Consider the following 26,278-nt stretch of genomic DNA (forward strand, 5'->3'; position numbering starts at 1 on the left):
ATGAGCGGGGTTCTGGAAACTCGCAGTCTCATGGCAACGAAGAAGGCATCAAAGAAAGCTTCCAGCCGCAGCCCGAAGGCTCCGGCGGCTCCCAAGTACAACAAGATCACTTTCGATCAGATCAAGAAAGACCCCGAGGTCCTTGCTTTGATCGAGGGGGCAGATCGGAACCTGGGGGCGTTGAACTTCACGGATCATGGTCTGCGCCATATCGCACGCGTCGCCACGCGGGCGATGCGAATTTGTCGGGAGATGCACTTGACGGCCGATGAGATTCGGCTGGCAGGTGTCGCGGCGTACCTGCACGATATCGGGAATGCCGTTCACCGTATCGGGCATGCGCAGTCGAGCGCCATCATGGCGTATTCGCTGCTGACCGCCCGCAAGATGGACCCGGCGGAAATAGCCGTGGTTCTCGGCGCCATCGGGAATCACGACGAAGGAGTCGGCGAACCGGTCAGCGGCCCGTCGGCAGCACTGATTCTGGCGGACAAAAGCGACGTGTTGCGTTCTCGCGTAAGGAGCGACAAGCCGCTGCTGCACCGCCACATTCACGATCGGGTGAACTTCGCGGCCACCGATTCCAAGATGGACGTTGACCCCGAGAAGCACCTGATCACACTGCGGCTGGCCATCGATACCGATGTGTCGCCCGTGATGGATTACTTCGAGATTTTTCTCGGCCGCATGACGATGTGTCGTCGCGCGGCGAACTTCTTGAACTGCGATTTTAAGCTCGTCATCAATGGGACATCGCTCCTCTAGTTTCTCAACGCGGATAGGAATGCAATAATGGACAAGGTCTTTAACGCCCGATTCATCTTCGTCCTGATCGTCACGGCCCTTTGTTTGTACTTCGTCTGGCCGACGTTCGACTACTTCATGTTTGTTCGAAGTCTCCCGGAAGAACCCACCCGGGAGCAGGTCCAGGAGAAGCGCGACAAACTGGCTGAAGCGAACATGATCAAACTCGGCCTCGACCTGCAGGGCGGCGTCGAGTTCCTGATTCAGGTGGATACCGATCAGCTCGTTCGCCAGAACCTGCGCGATCGTGCCGACAGCCTCCGCCGCCAGTTCCAGACTGAGTCCGTCGACGCCACGGTCGAGTACAAGGAAGACAACAACACGATCGACGTCAAACTGGACAATCCGACCGACGACGCGAAGATTGCCGCCGATGTTCTGGAGCGCCAGAGCAGCGTGTTCGACTGGGATGGCAATGCGGCCGCCAGGTTGGGGGGCGACCAGGCCCTGACGCTTCGTCCGGAAGAGAAGCAGCTCAATTTCGAGACCACGAATGCCATCGAATCCGCCCTCAAGACCGTCCGTCGCCGCGTCGACGAATACGGCCTGACGCAGCCGGAAGTGGTGAAGCAGGGCTTCGACCGCATCCGCGTTCGCATTCCGGGCGAGACCGATCCGGAACGCATCCGCAAGGGCCTGCTCCGCACGGCATATCTGGAGTTCCGTCTTCTGCATCCGAATCATGCCGAAGTCATCACTCAGTTCACCAAGCCGGGAACCCAGATTATCCGCGACGAGTTCCTTGAAGACGTTTTCGTTGAAGAGACCCAGACAACCGTCAAGAAACTGAAACGGAATATCCCGGGAGTTCCTGCCGGTTACCAGTTGTTCCTCGGCAAGGACACACGGACCTCCAACACGGGCGAGGTCACGACGACAGAGAATATTGCCTATCTGCTTGAGAATAAGGCCGAAGTCACCGGCGGAGACCTTCGCCGAGCCAGTTCCATCACGGATATGCAGGACATCGAGAACCCCTACAAGGTGACGCTCGAATTCGGACCGGAAGGCACGGAGAAGTTCGCCGACGTCACGCGCTACCATACAGGTGAGCAGTTCGCGATTGTCCTGGACGGCGAGGTCAATTCGGCCCCGCGTATCAATGAACCGATTCTGACCGGACGATGCGAAATCTCCGGCAACTTCACGCAGCAGGACGCGCACGACCTTGCTCTGGTTCTGAAGGCCGGTTCGCTTCAGGCACCGTTAAAGGTCATCGAAGAAAACGCCGTGGGCGCCAGCCTCGGGCAGGATTCAATCATCGATTCGGGCCGTGCCCTGATGATCGGCGGTGTGGCCGTCGTCATCATGATGATTGTCGTCTACAATGTCGCCGGTGTTGTCGCCGTGCTGGCGATGCTTCTGAACGTCTTGCTGATTCTCGCAATTCTCTCGCTGGCAGGCGCCACCCTGACGCTGTCCGGCATCGGCGGTATCCTGCTTACGATGGGTATGGCCGTGGACGCCAACGTGCTGATCTACGAGCGACTCCGAGAGGAACTCGACTCAGGCAAACCAATGAGACCGGCAATGAACGCCGCCTTCGGCAGCGCATTCTCGGTTATTCTCGACTCGAATATCACGTCGCTGCTACCGGCCCTTGTGCTGATTCTGTTCGAAGTCGTCGAAGGCTCGATCCGCGGCTTCTGGACGGCACTGGCCATCGGCCTGATCGCCAACCTCTACACCGGCCTCACGGTGACCCGCGCTCTGATCGAGGTCTGGGTTGCGAAGTTCAAGAAGATCAGCGTCGGCAAGCTTCGTCTGCTGAACAAAGTCAACTTCGACTTCATGGCCTACCGTAAGATTGGCTACCCGATCTCACTGGTCCTGATCGGCGTTTCGGTCTTCTACCTGACCGTACACGGCGTGAACCCTGGCATCGACTTCACGGGCGGTGTGCTCGCAACTGTCGACGCAAAGAGCGCCCAGGTCGAACGCGCCGACATCCAGCGCGCCGTTGACGAAACGTTCCACGATGCAAAGGTCGTCCACGTCCTCAATACGACCTTGTATCAGGTCACCGTTCCCCAGGCAGCGGACGAGACCCTGGAAGACATCCAGACGACGCTGGGCTCGATCTTCAACACCGACAAGGACTACATGCCCGCAAATAGCGTGGTCATCAAGTCCACGCAGAGCGTTGCCCAGACGGTTGGTGCGGAGTTCCAGTGGACTGCCTTCTGGACGATCCTCGTCGCGTCACTCATTATTCTGGGCTATATCGCGCTGCGATTCCGGCCGGTATTCGGTATGGGCGCCGTTGCCGCTCTGCTCCACGACCTGATCATCACGCTCGGCATCTTTATCGTGCTGGGACGGAGTATGACGCTCGATATTGTGTCCGGTCTGCTGATTGTCCTTGGCTACTCGGTCAACGACACCATCGTTGTGTTCGACCGAATTCGCGAGACGATGGGCGAAAAATACGGCCGGAACATGAAGGAAATCATCAACCTGGCCATCAACCGTACGCTGTCGCGTACGTTGTTCACCTCCGGTTCGACGCTGCTGACGGTTCTGGCGATGCTGATCTTCGGCGGCGTTGGTCTTAAGGACTTCGCCCTGGTTCTGCTGCTCGGTATCATCACGGGTACGTACTCGTCGATCTTCGTCGCCTCCGCTCTCGTCGACTCCTATATGACCTATCGCGAGAAGAAAGAGGGCCTCGAGGCAGTCCACGGCAAAAAGAAGGCCGTGAAGATCGGCGCCTGATCCACCCGCGAAGACAAAAATCGACCCGAAGGAACTGATCATGTCGACGAAGTTGCAAATGTACTACGAAAAGAGCGCCGACCCCAGCGTCTTGAAGAGCAAGACCATCGCGGTGGTCGGCTATGGCAGCCAAGGTCACGCCCAGGCTCAGAACCTGCGCGACCACGGCTATAACGTCATCATCGGCCAGCGCCCCGGCGGCCCGAACTACGATCTGGCCAAGGAGCACGGCTTCGAAGTCTACTCCGCCGCCGAGGCCGCCAAGAAGGCCGACGTCATCCAACTGCTGATTCCGGACGAGCGCCAGGGCCAGTGCTTCAAGGAGGAAATCCTCCCGAACCTGACCGCCGGCAATGCGCTGGTCTTCAGCCACGGCTTCAACATTCATTATCAGATCATCCAGCCGCCGAAGGACATCGACGTCTACATGGTGGCTCCGAAAGGCCCGGGCCACCTGGTCCGCAGCGTCTACGAAGAAGGCGGCGGCGTTCCCTGCCTGATCGCCGTCTACCAGGATGCCTCCGGCAAGGCCAAGGACCTCGCTCTCGCCCACGCCTGTGGCGTTGGCGGCGGTCGCGCGGGCATCATCGAGACAACCTTCAAGGAAGAGACCGAGACCGATCTCTTCGGCGAGCAGGTGATCCTCTGCGGTGGCGTCTCGGAACTGATCAAGTCGGCATTCGACACACTGGTCGAGGCAGGCTACGCGCCGCAGATGGCGTACTTCGAGTGCCTGCACGAACTGAAGCTGATCGTCGACCTGATCTACCGCGGTGGCCTGTCGATGATGCGTTACTCCGTCAGCGATACTGCCGAGTACGGCGACTACACGCGCGGCCCGCGCATCATCACCGATGAGACGCGCGCCGAGATGAAGAAGATCCTGACCGAGATCCAGAACGGCCAATTTGCGCGCGACTGGATGCTGGAGAACATCTCCGGCCGGCCGCATTTCAACGCCGTTCGTCGCCTGAACGCCGAGCACGGTTCGGAAGAGGTCGGCAAGGAACTGCGCGGCATGATGAGCTGGCTGAACAAGAAGTAAGCTCTCAGAATAGACGACAAAGAAACGCCCCCGCATCGTCATGATGCGGGGGCTGCTTTGTTCCAAGTATCGAGTTTCTTACAGGCGAATCGCGCGCGCCGAGTTGATGTTCGGCAACGCACGCAGTTCCTCAAGCATCTCCTTGGAGACTTCACCGTCGACGTTGATGATCGTCATGGCTTCGTTCTCTTCGCCACGGCGACCCCACGTCAGTTCTCCGATGTTCATGCCCTTCTTTCCAATAAGCGTAGCGACTTCGCCGATCACGCCCGGAACGTCCTTATTGTCGATCACGATCAGGTTGCCTTCCGGCACAGCCACAAACGTCTTGCCGTTCACAATCACGATGCGGCCGTGATCTGGCTCGAAGACGCTGCCGGAGACTTCGTTCACGGTGCCGTCTTCGTGCTCGGTCTCAATGGTGATCAGGTTGCTGAAACGATGCAGCTTGCTGTGGCGCGTCTCGAGAATCTCGATACCGCGCTCACGCAGGATCGGCATGGCGTTCACGTAATTCACTGGCCGATCGGTCGAGGGTTCGATCCAGCCTTTCGCCAGGGCCGTCGAGAGCGGCTCCGTCGGGTAGTCCAGAATCGAACCGCTGAAGCGACAGGTCAGGCGCGTCACGCGCGAACTGTCGAACTGTGCCGCGAATCGCCCGAGGCGTTCGCTCAAACGCAGATACGGCGTCAGTGCCTTCAGCACTTCCGGATCGACCGACGGGGCGTTCAGCGCATTGCGGATGTTGTCGTTCTTGAGAACGTCGACGATCTGCTCGGCCACCTGAATGGCAACGTTTTCCTGCGCTTCGGTCGTTGAGGCCGCGATATGCGGAGTCAGGACGACATTCGGCAGGCTGCGCAACTCGTGGTCGGCGGGAAGCGGTTCGGTCTCGAAGACGTCGAACGCCGCGCCGGCCACGGTGCCGTTCTTGAGCGCTTCAATCAGCGCTTCTTCATCCACGATGCCGCCGCGCGCGCAGTTCACGATGCGCACGGTGGGCTTCATCGTCTTCAAGCGATCCGCGTTCAGCATGTGCCGCGTTTCGATCGAGAGCGGCGTATGAATCGTGATGAAATCGGCGCGCTTGCAGAGCTCGTCCACGCTGACCGATTCAAGTCCAAGCTGATCGAGCCGTTCCTTCACGACGAACGGATCGTGCGCAATGACGGTCATTCCAAATGCCTTCATGCGGCGCGAGACTTCCTGGCCGATGCGTCCGAGGCCGATCACGCCGAGTGTTTTTTTGTTCAACTCGACGCCCATGAACTTCTTCTTATCCCACTTGCCCTGCTTCATGCTGGCGTCGGCTGCTGGAATCTTGCGAGCAACCGCCATCATCATCGAAATTGCGTGCTCGGCGGTCGAGATCGTGTTCCCACCAGGCGTGTTCATGACGATGATGCCGCGCTGGCTGGCAGCGGCCACGTCCACGTTGTCGATTCCAACGCCCGCGCGACCGATGACGCGCAGATTATCGGCCTTCGCCAGGATCTCCGCCGTCGCCTTGCTGCGACTGCGAACGACCCATGCGTGGTATTGCCCAATACACTCCTGAATTTCGTCCTGCGTGATTTCCGGAGTGTGATCGACTTCGAATCCTGCGTTGCGGAAGACCTCCAGGCCATCTTCGCTCAGTTTGTCACTAACGAGCACTTTGTAAGTCATGAGTTCCCCGTTGCTGGTCGAATTGTCGGACGGATCCCCTCGTCCTGAGATGTGGATCATTCGCCTCGACGGAATTGCGCTCCAAAGGCCCTGAGCGCAAGCACCGTCTCCCTGCGAAGTTTGTCATCGCGCCGCCGACCGCTCGTCGCTCCCCCACTTACGGCTTCCGCGCGCGCTCTTCGTCCGATTGACTCGCGATCAGGCTCTCTGCGATCTGCTTCTGCTGAGCGTGACGCTCGAACAGCAGCAGATCCTGGGCGATGCCCTTCGCCAGCGCCTTCGAGGCAGCGCCCTTCTTCAGACGCCATGTCCAGTTCCCGGCCTCGCGACCCGGGAAGTTCATCCGCGCTTCCTTGCCAAGACCAAGGAAGTCCTGCATCGGTACCAGTGCAATCGCTCCGACCGACGCGAATGTCTGGCGAATCAGTTCTTTGTGCGCCTCCTTGCCATCCGTGCCCGTGTAGGCCTTGAAGAGTTTCTGCTCTTCCTTCGAGGCGAATTCCCTCCACCACTGGGCGGCCGTCGCGTTGTCGTGCGATCCCGTGTAGACGACGCTTGTGGGCTCGACCTTGTGGGGCTGGAAATCGCAGCCTGGGTCCGGAACCAGCGGCTTCGTCCCGGCGACGGTCCAACCGAACTGCATGATCTTCATGCCAGGAAGGTCGAACTGCTTGCGCAGGTCCTCGACCTCTTCCGTGATCACGCCGAGGTTTTCCGCGATGATCGGCAGCTCGCCGAGCGCCTTGCGAAGCGCCTTGAAGAGCGGCGCACCGGGCCCCTTAACCCAGCGGCCGTTGATCGCAGTCTCCTCGCCGAATTTCACCGACCAATAGCCTTCAAATCCGCGGAAGTGGTCCAGACGCACGATGTCGACGAGCTCCAGCATCGCCTGCATACGTGCAACCCACCACTTGTAGCCGCGGCGGTGCATCTTGTCCCAGTCGTAGAGTGGATTCCCCCAAAGCTGGCCGGTTTCGCTGAAATAGTCCGGCGGAACCCCCGCGACGCGCTTCGGGTCGCCGGATTTCTTGAGCTGGAAAAGATCCTGGCTCGCCCAGGTGTCGGAGCTGTCGTAAGCGACGTAGATCGGCATGTCGCCGACGATCTGGATGCCGCGCTCATGCGCCGCCTTCCGCACGTCTGCCCACTGATCGAAAAACAGGAACTGGATGAACTTGTGCATCCCCACTTCGTCGGCGTGATCCTTGGCTGCCTGCTTCAGTGCCTTCGCGTCGTGCCTGCGCAACGGCGCGGCCCACGTATTCCACACCTGCCCACCATGGGCGGATTTCAAGGCTGCAAAGAGCGCGTAGTCGTCCAGCCAGGCCGCGGTGCTGGGCTTGCTGACGAATGCATCCAGACGCTTCTGGAGTTTCGGAAACTTGCCGGCCTTGAAGCGCTCGTAAGCCTTGCGCAGCAGGGTGTTTTTCCACTCGATCACCGGGCCATATTTCACGTTCGCTTCGGAGAACTTCGGCCGTTTCAAGTCTGCGGGCTTCAGCAGGCCTTCGCGGCGCAAAAGATCCGGGCTGATCATGAACGGGTTGCCGGCAAAGGCGGAGAAGCACTGATAGGGCGAGTCCGCAAAGCCTGTCGGGCCCAACGGCAGGACCTGCCACAGGGAAAGACCCGCGGCCTTCACCCAGTCGAGAAATCGAATCGCCTCGGGCCCGAGATCGCCGATTCCGTACGGGCTTGGCAAAGAAGTGGGATGCAGAAGAACTCCGGCCTGGCGTCGATTCAGTTTCAAGGCAGCGCTCCTTGTGGGAAGGATGTTTGATCGGACGCGCCATAGTGAGAAGGCACCCGATGGCGGTGCAAGGACTTCCCGGGGTGTGCCTTGGTTTCGGCGCTAAAGCCCTTTTAGGGGCGGCTCAAATCTGCCGAGTTATACCGTCAACGCCGTTTTCCCCTTGCCGCGAGTTGGGCATGGAACTAGCTTCCTGACGAGAAACGGGACCAAAAGGGTCCAGTTTTCGGCACCTGGTGGGAAACGATGCTCCGAATCACCAAACAGACAGACTACGGGACGCTCCTTCTGACACACATTGCACGTGGGTCTCGGGGTGAAATGTTCTCGGCGCGCGACCTTGCCGCAGAGACCCGAATCCCTCTCCCGATGGTCAGCAAGATCCTCAAGAAGATGGTCCGGGCGGAGCTGTTGGAGTCCCATCGCGGGGTCAAAGGCGGTTACTCGCTTGCGCGCCCGGCTAAGGAAGTGTCCGTCGCGGACATCATCCTGGCCCTCGAGGGTCCCATCGCACTCACCGATTGCAGCGAGCATGCCGACAGCGAGTGCGGCATGGAAGGCGGATGCCCGGTGAGTAATCACTGGCAGCGCATCAACAACGCCGTTGTCGGCGCGCTGGAAGGCATTTCGCTTGAGGAGATGGCGCACCGCCAAGGCTGCGCCTGCGGCACTGCCGCTTTGGCGGCCGGCCTGGAGGCAACCTGAGGAGGGAGCATGATAGCCCCCCGTGTGAGTTTGAATCAGAGACGAATTTCCCGATAGCCGGAGCCATGAAGCGCTCCGGGCAAGTCCAAGCAACAGGAAGAGGATATGTCGACAACCGACGAAACATTGCAGGAGTTTACGAACCGCGAATACAAGTGGGGTTTCACGACGGATATCGAGCAGGATTCTCTGCCGCCCGGCTTGAACGAGGACGTGGTTCGTTTTATCTCGAAGAAGAAGAACGAGCCCGATTGGATGACCGAGTGGCGCCTGAAGGCGTACCGCCACTGGTTGACCATGAAGGAGCCGAAGTGGCCCCACGTCGAATACGACGACATCGACTTCCAGGCAATCAGCTACTACTCGGCTCCGAAGTCCGATAAGGACAAGCCGAAGAGCCTGGACGAGGTCGACCCGAAGCTGCTCGAAACCTACAAGAAGCTCGGCATTCCGCTGCAGGAGCAGAAGCTTCTGGCCGGCGTCGCCGTGGATGCGGTCTTCGACAGCGTTTCCGTCGCGACGACGTACAAGGCGAAGCTGGGGGAACTTGGCATCATCTTCTGTTCGATGTCCGAGGCTGTCGAGAATCACCCCGAGTTGGTAAAAAAGTACCTCGGGACAGTGGTTCCGTACACGGACAACTTCTACGCAACGCTAAACTCGGCTGTATTCAGCGATGGCTCGTTCGTCTACGTTCCAAAGGGCGTTCGCTGCCCGATGGAACTGTCGACCTACTTCCGCATCAACGCCCAGAACACCGGCCAATTCGAGCGCACGCTGATTGTCGCCGATGAGGGCGCATACGTCAGTTACCTAGAAGGCTGCACGGCGCCACAGCGCGATGAGAATCAGTTGCACGCCGCCGTCGTTGAGCTGGTTGCGATGAAAGATGCGCAAATCAAGTACTCGACGGTGCAGAACTGGTACCCAGGGGACGAGGAAGGCCGCGGCGGCATTTACAACTTCGTCACGAAGCGCGGTATCTGCAAGGACGACAACGCGAAGATCTCCTGGACGCAGGTCGAGACCGGTTCGTCCGTCACGTGGAAGTACCCGAGCGTGATTCTGAAGGGCGACAATACGATCGGCGAGTTCTACTCGGTCGCGCTGACCAACATGAAGCAGCAGGCCGACACCGGCACGAAGATGATCCATATCGGCAAGAACACCGGCAGCACGATCATCTCGAAGGGTATCTCCGCCGGCAAGGGGCAGAACACGTATCGCGGCCTGGTTCAGGTCATGAAGGGCGCAGAAAACGCCCGCAACTATACGCAGTGCGACTCGATGCTGATCGGCGACAAGTGCGGCGCGCACACGTTCCCGTACATCGACGTGCGCAACCCAACGGCAAACGTGGAGCACGAAGCGACCACGTCGAAGATCGGCGAAGATCAGATCTTCTACTGCCAGCAGCGCGGCATTTCCGAAGAGGATGCCGTCTCCATGATCGTCAACGGCTTCGCAAAGGAAGTGCTTGCCGAGTTGCCGATGGAATTCGCCGTGGAAGCCCAGAAGCTCCTCGGCATCAGCCTGGAAGGAAGCGTCGGCTGACGTCCGACGGATTCGAACCTCACAGAGAAAACACACCGACTATTTCGTCCTATTGGAGAGAAGATTACAATGAGTTTGCTGAAGATCACCGACCTGCACGCGAAGGTTGAAGACACCGAAATTCTTCACGGGTTGAACCTGGAAGTGAAGCCCGGCGAAGTGCACGCCATCATGGGCCCGAACGGCTCCGGAAAGAGCACGCTGACGCGTGTGGTTGCCGGCAGCGATGATTACGAAGTCACCGGCGGCGCCATCGAGTACGACGGCAAAGATCTGCTCGAACTTGAGGCCGATGAGCGCGCTCAGCAGGGCATCTTCATGGCCTTCCAGTATCCCGTCGAAATTCCCGGCGTGAACAACTCCTACTTCCTGAAGGCTGCGCTGAACTCCATTCGCAAGGCCCACGGCGAACCGGAGTTGGATGCGATCGATTTCCTGAAGCTGATCCGCGAGAAAGCCGAGTTGCTCGAGCTCGATCCGGAAATGCTGAAGCGCGGCGTGAACGTCGGCTTCTCCGGCGGCGAGAAGAAGCGGAACGAGATCCTGCAGATGGCCGTGCTCGATCCGAAGCTGGCCCTGCTGGACGAGACGGACTCGGGCCTGGATATCGATGCGCTGCGCGTCGTGGCTGGCGCGGTCAACAAGCTGCGCAACGAGAAGCGCGCGATCATCCTCGTGACTCACTACCAGCGCCTCCTGAACTACATCGTGCCCGACGTCGTACACGTGATGGTCGACGGCAAGATCGTGAAGTCCGGCGACAAGGACCTGGCGCTGCAGCTCGAAGAAGTCGGCTACGCCTGGGTGAATGGGGAACTCAAAAAAGCCCAAACCGCCAACGCCTGATAGGGATTGATGACCAATGACTGAAGCAATTGCAGAGAAGAATCTCTACGCGGCGGAATTCGCCGAACTGTCGAAGGAACTTGCGGCAGCGGAGCCATCCTGGCTGACCGAAATCCGCAAGGTTGCCTTCGAGCGCTTCGCCGCTCTCGGCGTCCCGACTCGTCGCCAGGAAGAATACGGCTACACCAGCCTTGATCCCATCGCCGAGAAGCCTTTCTCCGTGACAGGGACGACGGCCGCCGTGACCGCCGACAAGTTGACGCCTTTCCTGTATGGCGATCTGGAGGCGCACCTTCTGGTGTTCGTCGACGGGCGCTATCAGCCGGAGTTGTCGAAGATTGGCGATCTGCCCGCGGGCGTCACCGTGAAGAGCCTGATGGATGTGCTGACGAACGATGCCGACAGCATTCGCCCGCACCTCGCGCAGTACGCCGACTATCAAAGCTACGCCATGATCGCGCTGAACACGGCGCTCATGACCGGCGGCACGTTCATTCACCTGCCCGCCGGTGTGAAGGTCGAGACGCCGATCCACATCCTGAACCTCGTGGTTGGCGGCGACCAGCCGACGTCCTCCCAGACGCGCAATGTTCTGGTAGCCGAGGACGATTCCAGCGCAACGATCATCGAGTCGTGGATTGGAACCGGCAATGCCCAGACCTTCACGAACACGGTGCTCGAAGCGGCTGTCGGCGCGAACACCGACATCGATCACTATAAGCTGCAGCGCGAGCACGTCGAGAATGGCTATCACTATTCGTCGCTGTACGTGACGCAGGGCGATAATAGCCGCTTCCGTTCGCACTCGTTTGCGATGGGCGGCGCGCTGGTGCGCAACGACGTGTTCGGCTATCTCGACGGCGAAGGCATCGACTGTATCTTCAACGGTCTGCTGATCGGCACGGGCAAGCAGCACATCGACAATTTCATGCAGGTCGATCACGCAAAGCCCAACTGCGACAGCCATGAGCTGTACAAGGGCATCCTCGACGACAACGCCACGGCTGTCTTCCGCGGCCGCATTCACGTCCATCCGGACGCTCAGAAGACCGATGCAAAGCAGACGAATCAGAACTTGCTCCTGAGCGACAATGCCCAGGCCGTCGCGAAGCCCCAGCTTGAGATCTACGCCGACGATGTGAAGTGCACACACGGCGCGACTATCGGCGAGTTGGACGACTCGGCACTCTTCTACTTGCGCTCCCGCGGCATTCCGTCGAAATCCGCACGGAACATGCTGATCCGGGCCTTCGCCGGCGACGTGACCGAACGCGTCCACGTCGACCAGGTTCGCGAAACCGTGGAGGAGATTCTCTACAACCGCCTTCCCCACTGACCGGAAGGAGAATCCGATGAGCACCATCAACCAAATGGCCACTGCGCACTCGAACATGACATTCGATGTCCAGAAAGTCCGGAGAGATTTCCCTGTCCTCCATCAGGAGGTCCATGGACATCCGCTGGTGTACCTGGACAACGCAGCGACGACGCAGAAGCCGTCGCAGGTCATTGAAACGATCAGCAATTACTACCTGCACGACAACTCGAATGTGCATCGCGGCGTGCATCTGTTGAGCGAGCGCTCGACTCGTGCTTACGACGGTGCCCGCGAGAAGGTTCGCGAATTCCTGAATGCCACATCGGTGAAGGAGATTCTCTTCACCCGCGGCGTGACGGAAGGAATAAACCTCGTCGCCAACACATTCGGCCAGCAGCACATCGGCGCCGGCGATGAAGTTCTCATCACCGGCATGGAGCATCACTCCAACATCGTTCCATGGCAAATGCTCTGCGAACGCACGGGTGCGCAGCTGAAGGTCGTTCCGATCAACGATGACGGCGAGATGATCTTCGAGGAGTTTGCGAAGCTCCTCGGCCCGAAGACAAAGCTCGTCGGTGTCGTGCATGTGTCGAATGCCCTGGGAACGATCAACCCGATCAAGCGGGTCATCGATGCGGCGCATGCCCAGGACACTCCGGTCCTAATCGATGGCGCGCAGGCAGTAGCCCATGTCCCGGTCGACGTTCAGGAACTCGATGCCGATTTCTACTTGCTTTCCGGGCACAAGATCTACGGCCCTACGGGTATCGGGGTCTTGTATGGGAAGCAGAAGTGGCTGGAGTCCATGCCTCCCTGGCAGGGCGGCGGCGACATGATCAGTTCCGTCACGTTCGAAAAGACGATCTACAACGATCTGCCGCACAAGTTCGAAGCCGGCACGCCCAATATCGCCGGCGCGATCGGCCTGGGTGCGGCGATCGATTATGTAAACGACCTCGGGCTGGAGGCTGTCGGCCGGTACGAGGATGAAGTCCTGGAGTACGGCATGGAGGCTCTCGCCGCAGTGAAAGGCTTGCGTCTGATCGGCACGGCGAAGGAGAAAGCGGGCGTGCTTTCCTTCATCCTTGAAGGAATTCATCCGCACGATGTGGGGACGATCCTGGACCAGGAAGGGATCGCCATCCGCACAGGCCACCACTGCGCACAGCCGGTCATGGATCGCTTCGGCGTTCCGGCCACGTCGCGCGCCTCGTTGGCGGCCTACAATACGAAGGAGGAAATTGATGCCCTCGTGGAGGCCATTCACAAGGTCATCAAGATGTTCGGGTAATGTCTGACTTGCGCGACCTATACCAGGAGACAATCCTGGATCATAACAAGCACCCTCAGAACTTCCGCGAGATGGAGCAGGCCAATCGCCACGCGGAAGGCTTCAATCCGCTGTGCGGCGACCGGGTTCAGGTGTATCTCTTCATCCAGGATGGAGTCGTCAAGGACGTCAGTTTCAAGGGTGCCGGTTGCGCGATCTGCATGGCGTCGTGCTCCCTGATGACGTCGGCTCTGAAGGGCAAGACCGAGAAGGAGGTAGAGAACATCTTCACAAGCTTCCACGAACTTGTCGCCGGCGAGGCCGATTTCACCGAGAAGATGGAAGAACTCGGGAAGCTGGCCGTTTTCCAGGGTGTTCGCGACTACCCGATTCGCGTCAAATGCGCGACGCTGCCGTGGCACACTCTGCGTGCCGCCCTCCACGATCAGGACAAACCCGTCTCCACGGAGCAGGATGACAATGAGTGACGAGCAGGCCAAAGGCGCCGCCAAGAATACCAAGGAGATGATCGTCCAGACCCTCAAGACGGTCTACGATCCGGAGATCCCCGTAAACATCTACGAGATGGGGCTGATCTACGATATCGAGCTGGACGAGAAGGGGAACACGACAATTACGATGACGTTGACGTCGCCGAATTGCCCCGTGGCCGAGACGCTGCCCGTCGAGGTTGAGCAGAAGGTCATGGCCGTTCCCGGCGTCAATCACGCCGTCGTTCATATCGTCTGGGAGCCTATCTGGAACCCGGACATGATGTCCGAGGCCGCGAAACTCGAACTCGGGATGTTTTAACATCGCATGACCGCTGTCGAGCAATCCCACGGAAACGTCCCCGCCCTGGAACTCGACGATCCCAGGGCAGTGAACGGCGTGCTCGCGCTGCTCGACTCCACTTGGCTCGACGATCGAATTTACTCCCAACCAACGCACTACGATGTGGCGACTTCGGTCGTGTGCAACATCCGTTGCCCTCTCTGTCCGCGCCAGACGTTTAAGTCCGAAGTGAAGTCGGGCCTGATGAAGGCCGAGCACTTCGAGCCGATCCTCCCCCACCTCGAGGTCGCCGAACGAACCGGCCTCTTCGGTCTGGGCGAGCCCTTTCTGAACAAGGAATTCTTCAACTTCCTCGCCTCCGCAAAGGAGCGCGGGACCTACTGCATGACATCGAGCCACGGGATGAGCCTGACGCCCGAGGTCATCGAGAAGATTCTCGATTCCGGCCTGGATGAATTGTGCGTCAGTATGGACGGCGCAACGGCGAGGACGTTCAACTTCCTGCGTGAGGGTGCGGACTTCAAGACGGTCTGCCACAACGTGGGTGAGTTGTTGCGTCGACGGAACGATCGCGGCCAAAGCACGCCGCGCGTTCATATCGCCTGTGCGCTCTCCAAGTACAACATCTGGCAAGCCTGCGCGATGGTGCGGCTGACGAAGAAACTCGGCGCCGATCGCATCGCGTTCTCCAACCTCGTGATCGACCACGAGGAGCATGCGCACGTGTCCGTGGTCGGAACGCGGATCTTCCGATGGAACCTGGATCGAGCCCAGAAGCTGGCGGAGCGCCTCGGCGTCGATTGCGTGTACTTCCCGCAGAAAGCGCTGGCATTTCGGAAGGAGCCCCCCCCGCAGATCGCGCCGGGGGTTCGGTACGGCTGCCCATCCGCATGGCGTGCGCTGATCATTGAGCGCGACGGCAATCTGAAGCCCTGCTGCTATCTGGAGACCTCCTACGGAAACTCCAAGGCGGCGCCTCTGATGGACCAGGTCAACGGCTCCATCGCCCGCGAGTTCCGCCGCACGTTCACTGAAGGCGAGTACCTTGAAACCTGCAAGGGATGCGGCCAATTCTACCAGATAACCGACCAGCAGACACGGGAGATTCTGGACGAAGCCTCGGAGAAAATCGAATCGGGGAACTTCACCGAGTCGACTCGGGCTGACCTTCGGTCTAAACTGGAACATTTTCAGAAACTTGCGGACGCTGCTGATTCGAGCGAATAAAGCGTAATTATTCTGAAATCGGCACAAAATGGGCTGGCTCCTGTTCCAATTGGAACGGATGATGCCTTATGCACGTGCGGCCAGGCGCGCTAAGTCTTTTGGCTTCAAGTGCCTTGGCACGATCAAACGATGGCGTTGCTGGTGCCCTGTTTTTTGCTCCTGCACTGCAAGGATCGGCACAACCTGCTTGCAGTGTAGGCGAATATATGGTGTCAAAGAGCAACGTTGATGACTTGGCGGCGACCATGATCGATGACGGCCGGCAATCGGAAAGCTCCGAGCCCGAGGAGAGAAGCGGCGCCCCCTACGCCGATGAGACTCAGGCCGCGCCCAATAATGAGATCACTCGCACCCCGCCCACGGTGATCCCTGACGGATCGCCGGAGGACGATACGCGCTACCTGAAGGCCGATGCGCTGCCTGATCGGGTTGAGGGCAGCGACATGATCGGCCCCTTCCAGATCACGCGGAAGCTCGGCCAGGGCGGCATGGGCGTCGTCTATGAGGCCTACGATGCGAATCTCGATCGCAAAGTGGCCATCAAGGTCATGACCGATATGCTGGCGGAAAATGAAACCGCCCGCGAACGCCTGAAAGTCGAGGCGCAATCCGCCGCTCGCCTGAATCACCCCAACATCGTTTCCGTCTATGCCTTCGGTTCCGTCGGAGAATCTTCCTATATCGCCTTCGAGTTCATCGAGGGCGAGGATCTTGGAGCAATCATCCGCCGCAAGGGCGCGCTGCCGTTAGGAGAGGCGCTTCCCATACTGCGCCAGACGGTCGAGGCGCTGCGTTTTGCCTGGGCTGGCAAGGTGATCCACCGCGATATCAAGCCTGCCAACCTGATGGTGACGAAGTCCGGCCAGATCAAGGTCGCCGACTTCGGACTCGCGAAGCGCATGGACATGGACCTGGGCTTGACGGCAACAGACATGATCCTGGGCTCTCCGAATTACATGGCGCCGGAGCAAAGCTCCAGCGGATCGGCAGACTTCCGAACGGACATCTATTCGCTCGGATGCACGTTCTACATGATGCTGATGGGCGATGCGCCGTACAAAGCATCGACGCCGTTTGGCGTGTTGCTGGCGCACACACAGTCGCCACTGCCCGAGCCGGATGCACTGAAGCAACTGCTGGGCGGGCGCGTGCTCGGGATGATCCATCGTATGATGGCAAAGAAGCCCGAGGATCGTTTCACGTCCTACGATGAGTTGCTGGCCACGATCGATGAACTGATCGATCTGGAGCAGGGCGCACAGCCGCCCACGATCGTCTCTCAGCGCCCTTCGCCCCAGGAGATGCCGACGGTCCTGACCTCGCCATCATCAATGGCCAGGCCATACACACCGCCCGCACCGGAGAAGACAAGCAAGCTCTGGTACATCCTGGGGGGTGTCGCGGTGATTCTGTTCGGCGTGTTCGCGGTGGCAACACTCGGCCCATTCGGCAAATCGAAGCCAACCACATCGCCTGCGCCTGCAACGGCAGCAGCGGCGCGTCCACAGCCCACTCCGATGCCCGAACCGACGACGATTCCAACGATGTCTCAAGTGGGCGAAGTGGCGCCTTCGGAATTCAACTCCTCCAATCCGACATCCGCCAATCAATCGTTGGATTCACGAATAATCGACTTCGTGTCGCGTGCTTCTCGACTCAGCTACGATATCACTCAAGGCAAGTGGACAAACGCCCTAGATGCGATCGGGCGTGCCGCTCTTGGTCCAACAGCTTCGGAGACCAACCGCGAAGAGATCGTCATGCTTCAAAAGACGATCGGGGTCGCCCGCGACAGGGAATTGGAACTTCTGGAGAAAGCCGGCACGATGGTGCCGTTCGAGGTTCACGACGCGAATCGAATGGTTCGCGTGGAAGAAGCCTCACGAAAAGGAGTCAAGACTTCGGACAAGAACGGCGGGAACAGCACATTCATCGAGATGGGCAAGGTGACCATCGATCTGCGCGGGAGTATCGCCCGCTACGTCGTCATCAATGACCCGTCGAACGATCCGAATGAGATCTTCGCCGATGCTATCGTTCTGAAAGCGATCAGCCCGACGGACGGCGAACTGCAATGGTCGCAGTTCGCACCGAGGTTGGCCGGCGCACCCGAATTGGAAAACTGGAAGGCCGAGTGGGAGCAGTGGGATCGAATCACGACGATGGGGCGGAAGATTGAGTCGCCCGAAGGCCTCCCCGGCGGTGCGCTCCGCCGTCCTGGTGGGATGCTGCCTCCGCCCCGCCGACGGTAGTTATTCGCTGGTCTGACATGGAATCGTCATGCGGAAGCGCGCACCATGATCGCGCTGCGGGGCTTCGATAACGATGTCGCCGCCCAGGTCGCCCAGGATCTTCGAACAAATGTAGAGCCCGAGTCCGGAACCTCCCTGTTCACCGCGCGTCGTAATGAACGGTTCGAACAGATCCTCGCGCAGTTCCTCAGGAAGCCCTGGCCCGCTGTCCTCGATGACGACGGCGAGGCGATAGTCCTCTTGGTTGACGCTGACCCACAAGCTACCCCGCCCCTCCATCGCCTGGAAGGCATTCAGGAAGAAATTCGAGAACAACTGGATCAGGCGATGCTGTGGAGCAAAGACCAGCGGCAATGATCCATCCCGCGGCACATCGCATTGCACGTCCACGTCGCCGCGTTCGTACTTCACGAGCGACATCGCCCGATCGATCGTCTCTGCGATATCGCAGTACTCACTCTCCTCTTCGCTAACGCGCACGAAGTTCTCGAATCCAAGCTCGCGCAGCATCTTCAGGAAGAGCTCTGTCTGCGTATGGACAGCCTGCAACAACTCATCGCGATCGATCGGAGAGCCCTCGAGCGCATCGCTGACCTCGTGCTTGATGTTCAGTACCGGCTTCTTCAGATCGTGGAAAATGTTCGCGGAAAGCTGCCCTGCGAGCGCGAGACGCTCGAGACGAATGACCTCGGCGCGGCGTTGTTCCAACTCCGAAACCGTGCGGCTCAGTTCCACTTCTTTGCCGCGCTGGCGGAAGACGAGAACACCCAGGCAAACAAACAGCAGCAGACCAAAAACCCAGACCGCCCGGTCGACCGCCTCGCGATTCTTCGGCGCCAGTTCGACGTATAGCCAACCATGAGGCGACGTCGGATCCCCGACGGGAAGCCGCTCCCAACTTTGGACTTCGGTGCGCCAGTCCGGATGCAGCAGCTCGTAGTAATACGGGTACAGCAAACGTTCCCGACCGCCGAGGGCTTGCTTCGTCACGAACAATCGCGCGACCAGATCGCTTTCTTCGAGGCTGCGCGCGAGCGATTCGACCTGAGAGAAGCGCACGGAAACATTCTCCGGACGCCCCAGCGCGTCGGTGCGCTCGAAGACGCGAACCGCGTTGGAGAGAGACGTCTCCTCTTCGCTCACGAGTCGCCCACGAATCCACAGCAGTGTTGCGAGTGCCGCGACGAGGAGCAGAACGGCCAATACAAGGGGCCAGCGGGCAGGTGCGCTGTGCGTCGTCTCGGCTTTCATTAGCGCCCGATCTCCCCGACGCGTTCGTCGAACTCCGTCAGCAGAAGGCGCACTTCCTGATAGTCCGAGTCGCGTGCGCTCTGCAACTGAACGCGACCGAATCCGCCCTGCAGCGAAAAGTCTCTCAGCGCACGCTTCAGTTCGCGGCCGAGTTCACTGACCTGCGGCGCGAGTCCTGGATGCACGATCACGGGGTCGGTCATTACCGGATTTGTGCGAAGAATCACACGGCGGACATCGTTCTTCTGTTCAGCGTTCAGTCCGGAACGATCCAGCGTCTCCTCCATCGCCCCTTCTTCGCACGCACCGACATCGACAAGACCGGCAACAACGGCTTTCGTGACCTCGGCGCTCGACTCGAACCAGATCAATCCGCCCCGAGGGCGCTGAATGCCAAAGCGCCGGCTCATCTCCAGCAATGGTGCCACGAACCCGGCGACGCTCTGCGATGCGACCACGGCGATGCGCTGGTCGGTCAGGTACTCGGCCACATCATCGTCGCTCAGTTCGTCCTGAGCGAATAGGGGGGACCGGGCACTGATGACAATGACGCCGCGCTGCAGCACGCGCCCGCCACGGGACGACGTGAAGTCGCGCTCGCGACGGGTCTGCAAAATGACGGTGTAGCCGGTCTGCTGCTCGGCCCAGGCACGGGCGGGCACGAATGCGACATCGAATTCCAGAGCGTTCAGCCGACGAAGCATGTCGCGCCCGCCGTCAGTACTGAATAACCCAATGCCTTCGTAGCCTTCGGTCTCCATCGCGGCTGTGACTTCGGGAACGGCGAGGAGATATTCGCGAAGAGCTTCAAGCTGGACCGGCGTCATGTCCGCCTCGCCCTCCGGTCGCAGGAAGCCAATGCGCAGCAGTCGATCCGTTCGATGGGTCAAGGTTCCGGACGTGGGCTCGTCCTGCGCCCAGGCCGGGAGGCAGAAGATGACTGCAAGCAGAAGGAGAAGAAAGCGCCGCATCGGGTCCATTCCAAGTGGCTGACACAGAGGACCTAGCGCATCCCCGGCGGGAAGGCAAGCGCCTGTGCCTGCCTTAAACGGACTACGGCCGAACCTGAAAGGTCGGCCGTAGGCATCACGTTAAGTGGTTCGTTTTGCTGAACCAGCGACCTCTCCCCACCTGGTCAAGGAGGCTGGAGCGTACTGAGCAGGTTTCCTCTCTCCCCTCCCAGGGATTCTTCCTCGCCCGTCCGCCGGGCTCCCTCGCCCTCCGGAAATCTCCCAATTTGCCCTCAACGCGATCAATGTACGGAGAAGATGAGCGCCCACGCAATCGAAAAATGCTAAAGGCGATAATATTTGTCCGAATTAGTCTGTCAAATAACGGAACGTTGTGTCCCGAATCCAGGCTGTCCTGGGATCAATTCTCTAGACCGAGTTCCTTGATTCGCCGCTGAAGCGTGCGCCGACTGATGCCGAGAATCTCCGCGGCACGCGTCCGGTTTCCATCGACTGAGGCGAGGGTGCGCTTCAGGTAACGCGTTTCGACCTCTTCCAGCGGCAAGCCAAGCGGAACTGTCAGACCATCGGTAACAGGTTCTCTCTCGCGAGAGATCGAGCTCGGAAGGTCATCAGCCTGAATGGTGTCGCCCTTCAAGAAAACGAAGGTGTTCTCCATCACGTTGCGAAGTTCGCGGACGTTTCCGGGCCAATGATAGCCCTGGAGAATCTCGATCGCGTCGCGCGAGAGATTGGGCACGGGACGACCGTTTTCTTGCGCGAAGTCGCCCAGGAAGTGCTGGGCCAGAAGCGGAATGTCGGCCCGACGATGGCGGAGCGGCGGGACTTCGACCTGCACGACTTTCAGGCGGTAGTACAGGTCCTCGCGGAAACGCCCTTCGGCGACTTCTTCTTCCAATTCGCGATTGGTCGCGACGATCAGACGGACATCAACTTTCAGCGTGCTCGTGCCACCGACGCGCGTGATCTCGCGCTGCTCGAGGACTCGCAGAAGCTTGACCTGCATGGAAAGAGGGATTTCGCCAATCTCATCCAGAAACAAGGTGCCGCCATCGGCCATTTCAAACCTTCCCGGCCGACGAGAGATCGCGCCGGTGAAAGCGCCGCGCTCGTGACCGAAGAGTTCGCTCTCCAGCAATGTCTCCGGCAACGCCGCGCAATGCACAGCGACAAACGATTTCTTCGCCCGCGGGCTGATCTGGTGCAATGCCTTCGCAAACACCTCCTTGCCAACGCCGGATTCGCCTTCGATCAGGATCGTGGCCTTAGTCGGACCAACCTGGCGAACGATGTCGTAGAGTCGCTGCATTTCATTGGACTCGCCGATCATGCCTTCGATGCCGAAGCGCTTGTCGATCTGCTGGCGCAATTGCAGATTCTCACGCACCAGCATACGATGCTGTGCCGCCTTCTCGACCAGCACGCGGAGTTCCTTCACGTTCACCGGCTTGGTCAGGTAGTCGAACGCGCCTTCCTTCAACGCATCCACGGCCGATTCAATCGTTCCGAAAGCCGTCAGAATGATCACAGCCGGCGAGGGCTCCAGGCTGAGAGCATGGCGCAGTACACCCAATCCATCGATTCCGCCCATCTTGAGATCTGTCACAACGACATCGACCTCTTCGGAATTCAGGACCTGAATCGCTTCCTCTCCGTTGCTTGCCGTCATTACGTTGTTGTCTGTGCGGCCAAAGGCCAGGTTCAGGCCTTCCAGCACATCGGGTTGGTCATCGACCAGGAGGAGATTCGCAGGCATTTTCGTGTTCCTTTCAGCTGGGCGTCTTGTCGCTCGGCGCGCTTTCGTCGGGGCTGTCATCAGGTTGCCGCTTCACGGCCTCGACGAGTTCGGGTGGGATTTCGGATGTCAGCGGCTCGGACGGCGGCAGGTCGGGCTCGGTATCCAGCCCAACGAACGGATGTGTGTGAATAGCGTTCGGGGCCAGGATTCCGCCCGAGATAATGAGGCGAATGCCGTCTTCGACGCTGAGGTTGATATCGTGGACGTCTTCCATCGGCAGCATAAGCAGAAAGCCGCTCGTCGGGTTCGGTGTCGTGGGGAGGAAGACCATCACGAGGGCTTCGCCGTCCGGCTTTCGGATGATCTCGCCGGTGGCATACGCCAGGCACCAGATGCCGCGCCGCGGGTACTCGATCAGGACAACGCGCTTCAGCGAATCCCGACGCGTCGTCAGCGTGTTGATCACTTCCTTCGGCGTCAGGTAGAAGAACTTCACCAGAGGAACGCGCGTCACCATTCCTTCGCCGATCTGAATCAGTCGACGGACGAACAGGAAGCGCGTGAGCCAGCCGACCATCGTAATCGTGACGACGGCCACGATCAGGGCGAAGAACGTGGACAGCGGCGCCACAAGGCGATCCGCCGGCACGCTGTCGTTCGCCAGCAACTTGACCAGTTTCTCGATCGGCGGTTGGACGAACGGGCCGAAGATCGAATCGATCCGCCCCACGATCAGGAAAATCACCCAGATCGTGATGACCACCGGGATGACGGTGATCAGGCCCGCGATGAAGCGGCGCCGGAAGACATCCCAGCGTGTAGCCTTTGGCGATTGCCGCTCCTCGGGGGGAACGCGTGCGCCTTGCTCGTCCATATTCGTGGCCTTCAGAGGTTCGCTGGGCAAGTGCGTGTCTGGTCCTGTTTAGGTATCTGGCAATTCAATCTGAATGGTCCGCCCGGCTGATGCGCGATCACCAATCCTCAAGCCATTCTGGGACAACTTGGCGCCCGCGACAAGTCGAATCGGCAGATGGGCAGATTTTCCAATCGAGGTGTGCAAAAATGGCCACCCCAACCTGCTGGGGCGCCGGGAATTCACGGCTCCGGCGCTGACATCACCCGCTGATTCGCAAGACTTCGGCCCGTTTTACTAACTGCGATTTTACATCCCGTTCGCATTCTCTTAGAGAGTGCCTGCTCGACTCCCCGCGACCCTGCAGAACCCTACCGGTGGAGGGCGCAATGAGCAAAATCTTCTTCAGCCTGTCCGGCGAGGGCCGCGGCCACGCAACCCGTGTGCGTGCGCTTGTCGAGCGCCTGCGTCTCGATCACGATATCACGATCTTCGCTCCAGAGGACGCCTACCGACTCCTGGCTCCGATCTATGCGGAGACCGACGTCCGGGTCTGTTGGATCCCGGGACTTGTTTTCCACTACACGCGCGGCCATCGGCTGGATTTCGCCCGAACGACTCGCGAAGGCCTCGGCTATCTCGCCTCACTCAGTCGCCTCGTGAGTCGCCTCGAGGGCGTCATCCGCTGGGAACGGCCGGACCTGGTGGTGACGGATTTCGAGCCGTCACTCCCCCGCGCAGCGCATCGCTGCGGCGTTCCGTTCCTTAGCGTCAATCACCAGCACTTCCTGCTCTACAGCGATCTCAGCAGTTTGCCGCTGCACCTTCGCGCGCATGCAAGACTGATGGCGCAAGTGGTGCGGCGCTACTACGCGGGACAAGCCGAATCGATCGTCTCGTCGTTCTACTTCCCGCCGCTCAAGAATGGCATCGAGAACGTCTCGCAGGTTGGCGTCTTCCTGAGGCCGGAAGTCCTTGGGGCGATTCCCTCGGACGACGGCCATCTCGTTGCGTACCTGAGACGATTCGCTCCGGAGAATGTGATCGAATCGCTGCGCGCAACGGGTCGACAAGTTCGGATCTATGGCCTCGGCTTGCGACCGGATGATGGGAACTTGCGGTATTGCGAAATCGATGCGACGCGTTTCGTGGAGGATCTCGCGTCGGCGTCGGCGCTCGTCTGTACGGCCGGGAATCAGCTTGTCGGCGAGGCGTTTGCCCTTGGCAAGCCCGTCTTCGCGATGCCCGAGACGCGCAACTACGAGCAGTACATCAACGCGCATTTCGTCGAGCAATCCGGCGCCGGCACATGGGTCGAGATCGAGAAGTGCCGCGCGGGAAATCTCGTGGCATTCCTGCGCAAACTGGATGAGTACCGCGGCAACATGCCAATCGAGCGCACTGATTGGGCCCAGGTCGCCATGCGCCGCATTCTGAGTCACGTCCAGCCTTCGGTGGAACTGAAGACGGGTGCTGCCTACGCGCCGACATTCGGGAAGCTTGTCGCCTCATAAGGCAAGTCGAACGAAGCGCTATGTGCCCGAACGATCCCTGAGATTATGCGCGACGCAGCCGGTATTCGTCGGAGTGTGTCTTTCTTCACGGCACGAGAGGCTGCGAGAGCACCTCGACTCGTTCGAGATAGATCGAACTTCCAACATCCAGCAACTGCCGGGATGGATTCGCGAGCAGGTCGAAGGAGCAGAGCAGGTTTCCGCCCGCGCCCATGTTCGGCGGGAAGAAGACGGTGTACTCCTTTGCGTTGCCCGCAGTCGGAACGCCGGCGGCCGAGCCCGTCGCGGCGATGTTCGTGTACTGGCTCGCGCGGAACATCGATTCGTTCAGGCGCAGGCGAAACTCGGGAACCCTCTGCGGATCCGTGATGTCCGTCCCCACAGTGAAGATGGCCCAGTAGAGATAATCGGGTTCGATCGTAACGTTGTTGGCCGGATCGATCGTTGAACCCCAGAAGCCGAATTGGAAGTCATCCGTGTCCGCGATGCTAATGCCGAGGCGGCTGTTAGTCTGGTCGTAGGCGAATGTCGGTTCGGCGAATACGCCTGGAATCGTGTACGATTGCCAGCCATCTTGTCCTTCAAAGAACGGGTAGATGCGATCGAGGCGCGCAGACTCCATCGACAGATCGGCTATCGGTTTAACCTCGACCCGATCGAGCAGCACCGTCGCAGTCGCCGAATCTTGCGGATAGAAGTTCAAGAGATCGAAGTAGCACTCGAAGACTGAGTCATTCGCCGATGGCTGGAAGGTCAGCGTGTAGTCACGCCCTTCCGGTGTTGGCGAGTACGCGCCGTCGAAATGCGATTCGATCGAGAGCACTTCGGACTTCTGGCCAGTTCCGGATGTTGTGCGCAGACGAAACTGGGGCACACGCGTGGGATCCGTTTCATCCGTCATCACGCGATAGGTCGCAGAGAAGATCGATGTGCCCGGCACACCCGCCAGTTTCTCGGTGTCTGTGCGCGTCGGCGTTTCACCGGGCGCAACGACTTCAAACCCTGGCGATTGCCAGAGGCCGACCTGGTTCGTATTGTCGGTCATCGTCGTATCCAGCGTTCCCGGATCGCCGAGCGTATTGCCGAACACCGGCGAGGAGAAGCCCGGATAACCGTACGGCTTCCACCCCTCGCGACTGGACACGTAACCGAAGGAGATTCTTGAAACCGGCGTCAGGTTTTCGTACCACGCAATTCTGTCGTCCCATGATGAGGCAGAGAGGACGTCATTGTCCCCATCGCCATCCAGGTCTGCAGCAAAGACGGAATAAGCGCCATCGGCGAATGTGGTGATGGTCTGCTGAGGGCCAAAGTCCGCGCCCGCCTCGTCCAACCGGTTTTCATACCACGCGATCCGGTCGTCGCTTGTTGAAGCGGAGAGGACGTCCTGGTCTCCGTCGCCGTCCAAGTCCGACGCGAAGACGGATCGGGCGCCATCGGCGGCTGTGGTGATGGTCTGCTGGGGGCCAAAGTCCGCGCTCGCCTCGTCCAGCCGGTTTTCATACCACGCGATCCGATCGTCGTACCTCGAAGCGGAGAGGACGTCCTGGTCGCCGTCGCCATCCACGTCAGTTGCGAAGACGGAATACGCGAAGTTAGCGGCTGTCGTGATGGTCTGCTGAGGGCCGAAGTCCACGCTCGCCTCGTCCAGCCGGTTTTCATACCACGCGATGCCGTCGCCAATATAGGAGGCGGAGAGAACGTCCTGGTCGCCGTCGCCATCGAGATCCACTGCGAAGACGGAACAAGCGCCCTCGGCGGCTGTGGTGATGGTCTGCGGGGCGCCAAAAAGGGCGATCCCCTCGCCCAGCCGGTTTTCATACCACGCGATTTTGTGGTCGGAGAATGAGGCGGAGAGGACGTCCTGGTCGCCGTCGCCATCGAGATCCACTGCGAAGACGGAACAAGCGCCCCTTGCGGCTGCGGGGATAGTCTGCTGAGGGCCGAAGTCCGCGCTCGCCTCGTCCAGCCGGTTTTCATACCACGCGATCCGGTCGTC

Annotated in this window: 20 protein-coding genes; 13 read left to right on the forward strand and 7 right to left on the reverse strand. The window is 59.7% G+C overall.

Translation table 11 applies throughout. The features are described from left to right. The first annotated feature begins 30 nt into the window (after positions 1–30). The 3 genes from KQI84_15730 to ilvC are packed head-to-tail and all read left to right on the forward strand — an operon-like array spanning position 31 to position 4,564. A complete protein-coding gene (locus KQI84_15730) occupies positions 31–765 on the forward strand; it encodes an HD domain-containing protein (GenBank protein MCB2156323.1) in 735 nt (244 codons plus the stop codon). Between the two features lie 27 nt (positions 766–792). Then, complete coding sequence (gene secD / locus KQI84_15735) at positions 793–3,519, forward strand: protein translocase subunit SecD (GenBank protein ID MCB2156324.1); 2,727 nt, start codon at positions 793–795, stop codon at positions 3,517–3,519. A gap of 52 nt (positions 3,520–3,571) precedes the next feature. After that, entirely contained in the window at positions 3,572–4,564 is a 993-nt protein-coding gene (gene ilvC / locus KQI84_15740) for a ketol-acid reductoisomerase (GenBank protein MCB2156325.1), read from the forward strand. 78 nt (positions 4,565–4,642) lie between these two features. Here ilvC and serA read toward each other — a convergent pair whose 3' ends face one another. Next, complete coding sequence (gene serA, locus KQI84_15745; GenBank protein ID MCB2156326.1) at positions 4,643–6,232, reverse strand: phosphoglycerate dehydrogenase; 1,590 nt, start codon at positions 6,230–6,232, stop codon at positions 4,643–4,645. Between the two features lie 157 nt (positions 6,233–6,389). Beyond that, on the reverse strand, positions 6,390–7,976 hold the full coding sequence (gene malQ / locus KQI84_15750) for a 4-alpha-glucanotransferase (protein MCB2156327.1): 1,587 nt from the start codon (positions 7,974–7,976) through the stop codon (positions 6,390–6,392). A gap of 252 nt (positions 7,977–8,228) precedes the next feature. Between malQ and KQI84_15755 the strand changes: the two genes are divergently transcribed. The 9 genes from KQI84_15755 (at position 8,229) to KQI84_15795 (ending at position 17,952) form a co-directional block, all read left to right on the forward strand. Continuing rightward, entirely contained in the window at positions 8,229–8,687 is a 459-nt protein-coding gene (locus KQI84_15755) for an SUF system Fe-S cluster assembly regulator (GenBank protein MCB2156328.1), read from the forward strand. A 105-nt stretch (positions 8,688–8,792) separates the two neighbouring features. Next, complete coding sequence (sufB, locus tag KQI84_15760; protein MCB2156329.1) at positions 8,793–10,241, forward strand: Fe-S cluster assembly protein SufB; 1,449 nt, start codon at positions 8,793–8,795, stop codon at positions 10,239–10,241. Positions 10,242–10,316: 75 nt separating this feature from the next. After that, entirely contained in the window at positions 10,317–11,087 is a 771-nt protein-coding gene (gene sufC / locus KQI84_15765; protein MCB2156330.1) for a Fe-S cluster assembly ATPase SufC, read from the forward strand. 16 nt (positions 11,088–11,103) lie between these two features. Further along, positions 11,104–12,423: a Fe-S cluster assembly protein SufD gene (gene sufD, locus KQI84_15770; GenBank protein MCB2156331.1), complete on the forward strand. Its 1,320-nt coding sequence runs from the start codon at positions 11,104–11,106 to the stop codon at positions 12,421–12,423. Between the two features lie 16 nt (positions 12,424–12,439). After that, a complete protein-coding gene (locus tag KQI84_15775) occupies positions 12,440–13,699 on the forward strand; it encodes a cysteine desulfurase (GenBank protein ID MCB2156332.1) in 1,260 nt (419 codons plus the stop codon). Continuing rightward, positions 13,699–14,166 carry an SUF system NifU family Fe-S cluster assembly protein gene (locus KQI84_15780; protein MCB2156333.1) on the forward strand — a complete coding sequence of 156 codons (468 nt, stop codon included), beginning with the start codon at positions 13,699–13,701 and terminating at the stop codon, positions 14,164–14,166. The genes KQI84_15775 and KQI84_15780 overlap by 1 nt, the downstream gene beginning before the upstream one ends. After that, positions 14,159–14,491, forward strand: a complete 333-nt coding sequence (locus tag KQI84_15785) for a DUF59 domain-containing protein (GenBank protein ID MCB2156334.1) — start codon at positions 14,159–14,161, stop codon at positions 14,489–14,491. The genes KQI84_15780 and KQI84_15785 overlap by 8 nt, the downstream gene beginning before the upstream one ends. A gap of 6 nt (positions 14,492–14,497) precedes the next feature. After that, the gene (locus KQI84_15790; protein MCB2156335.1) at positions 14,498–15,700 is read left to right on the forward strand and encodes a radical SAM protein; all 1,203 of its coding nucleotides are present in this window, start codon (positions 14,498–14,500) and stop codon (positions 15,698–15,700) included. Positions 15,701–15,906: 206 nt separating this feature from the next. After that, positions 15,907–17,952, forward strand: coding sequence for a serine/threonine protein kinase (locus KQI84_15795; GenBank protein ID MCB2156336.1), 2,046 nt, complete (start codon positions 15,907–15,909; stop codon positions 17,950–17,952). Here KQI84_15795 and KQI84_15800 read toward each other — a convergent pair whose 3' ends face one another. From KQI84_15800 to KQI84_15815, 4 genes are all read right to left on the reverse strand, one after another. Continuing rightward, the gene (locus KQI84_15800; protein MCB2156337.1) at positions 17,953–19,203 is read right to left on the reverse strand and encodes a HAMP domain-containing histidine kinase; all 1,251 of its coding nucleotides are present in this window, start codon (positions 19,201–19,203) and stop codon (positions 17,953–17,955) included. Continuing rightward, positions 19,203–20,174 (reverse strand): phosphate/phosphite/phosphonate ABC transporter substrate-binding protein, encoded by a 972-nt coding sequence (locus KQI84_15805; GenBank protein MCB2156338.1) that lies wholly within the window; start codon positions 20,172–20,174, stop codon positions 19,203–19,205. Before KQI84_15805 ends, KQI84_15800 begins: the two co-directional genes overlap by 1 nt. Before the next feature lie 400 nt (positions 20,175–20,574). Then, on the reverse strand, positions 20,575–21,930 hold the full coding sequence (locus KQI84_15810; GenBank protein MCB2156339.1) for a sigma-54 dependent transcriptional regulator: 1,356 nt from the start codon (positions 21,928–21,930) through the stop codon (positions 20,575–20,577). Between the two features lie 13 nt (positions 21,931–21,943). After that, complete coding sequence (locus KQI84_15815; GenBank protein MCB2156340.1) at positions 21,944–22,816, reverse strand: DUF502 domain-containing protein; 873 nt, start codon at positions 22,814–22,816, stop codon at positions 21,944–21,946. Positions 22,817–23,154: 338 nt separating this feature from the next. Between KQI84_15815 and KQI84_15820 the strand changes: the two genes are divergently transcribed. After that, entirely contained in the window at positions 23,155–24,279 is a 1,125-nt protein-coding gene (locus tag KQI84_15820) for a teichoic acid biosynthesis protein (protein ID MCB2156341.1), read from the forward strand. 85 nt (positions 24,280–24,364) lie between these two features. On the opposite strand, the gene KQI84_15825 is transcribed toward KQI84_15820, so the two are convergent. Next, positions 24,365–26,278 (reverse strand): VCBS repeat-containing protein (locus KQI84_15825; GenBank protein ID MCB2156342.1); only part of this gene is annotated, 1,914 nt, incomplete at its 5' end.

The organism is bacterium (genome assembly GCA_020444065.1).
Classification (GTDB): domain Bacteria; phylum Sumerlaeota; class Sumerlaeia; order SLMS01; family JAHLLQ01; genus JAHLLQ01.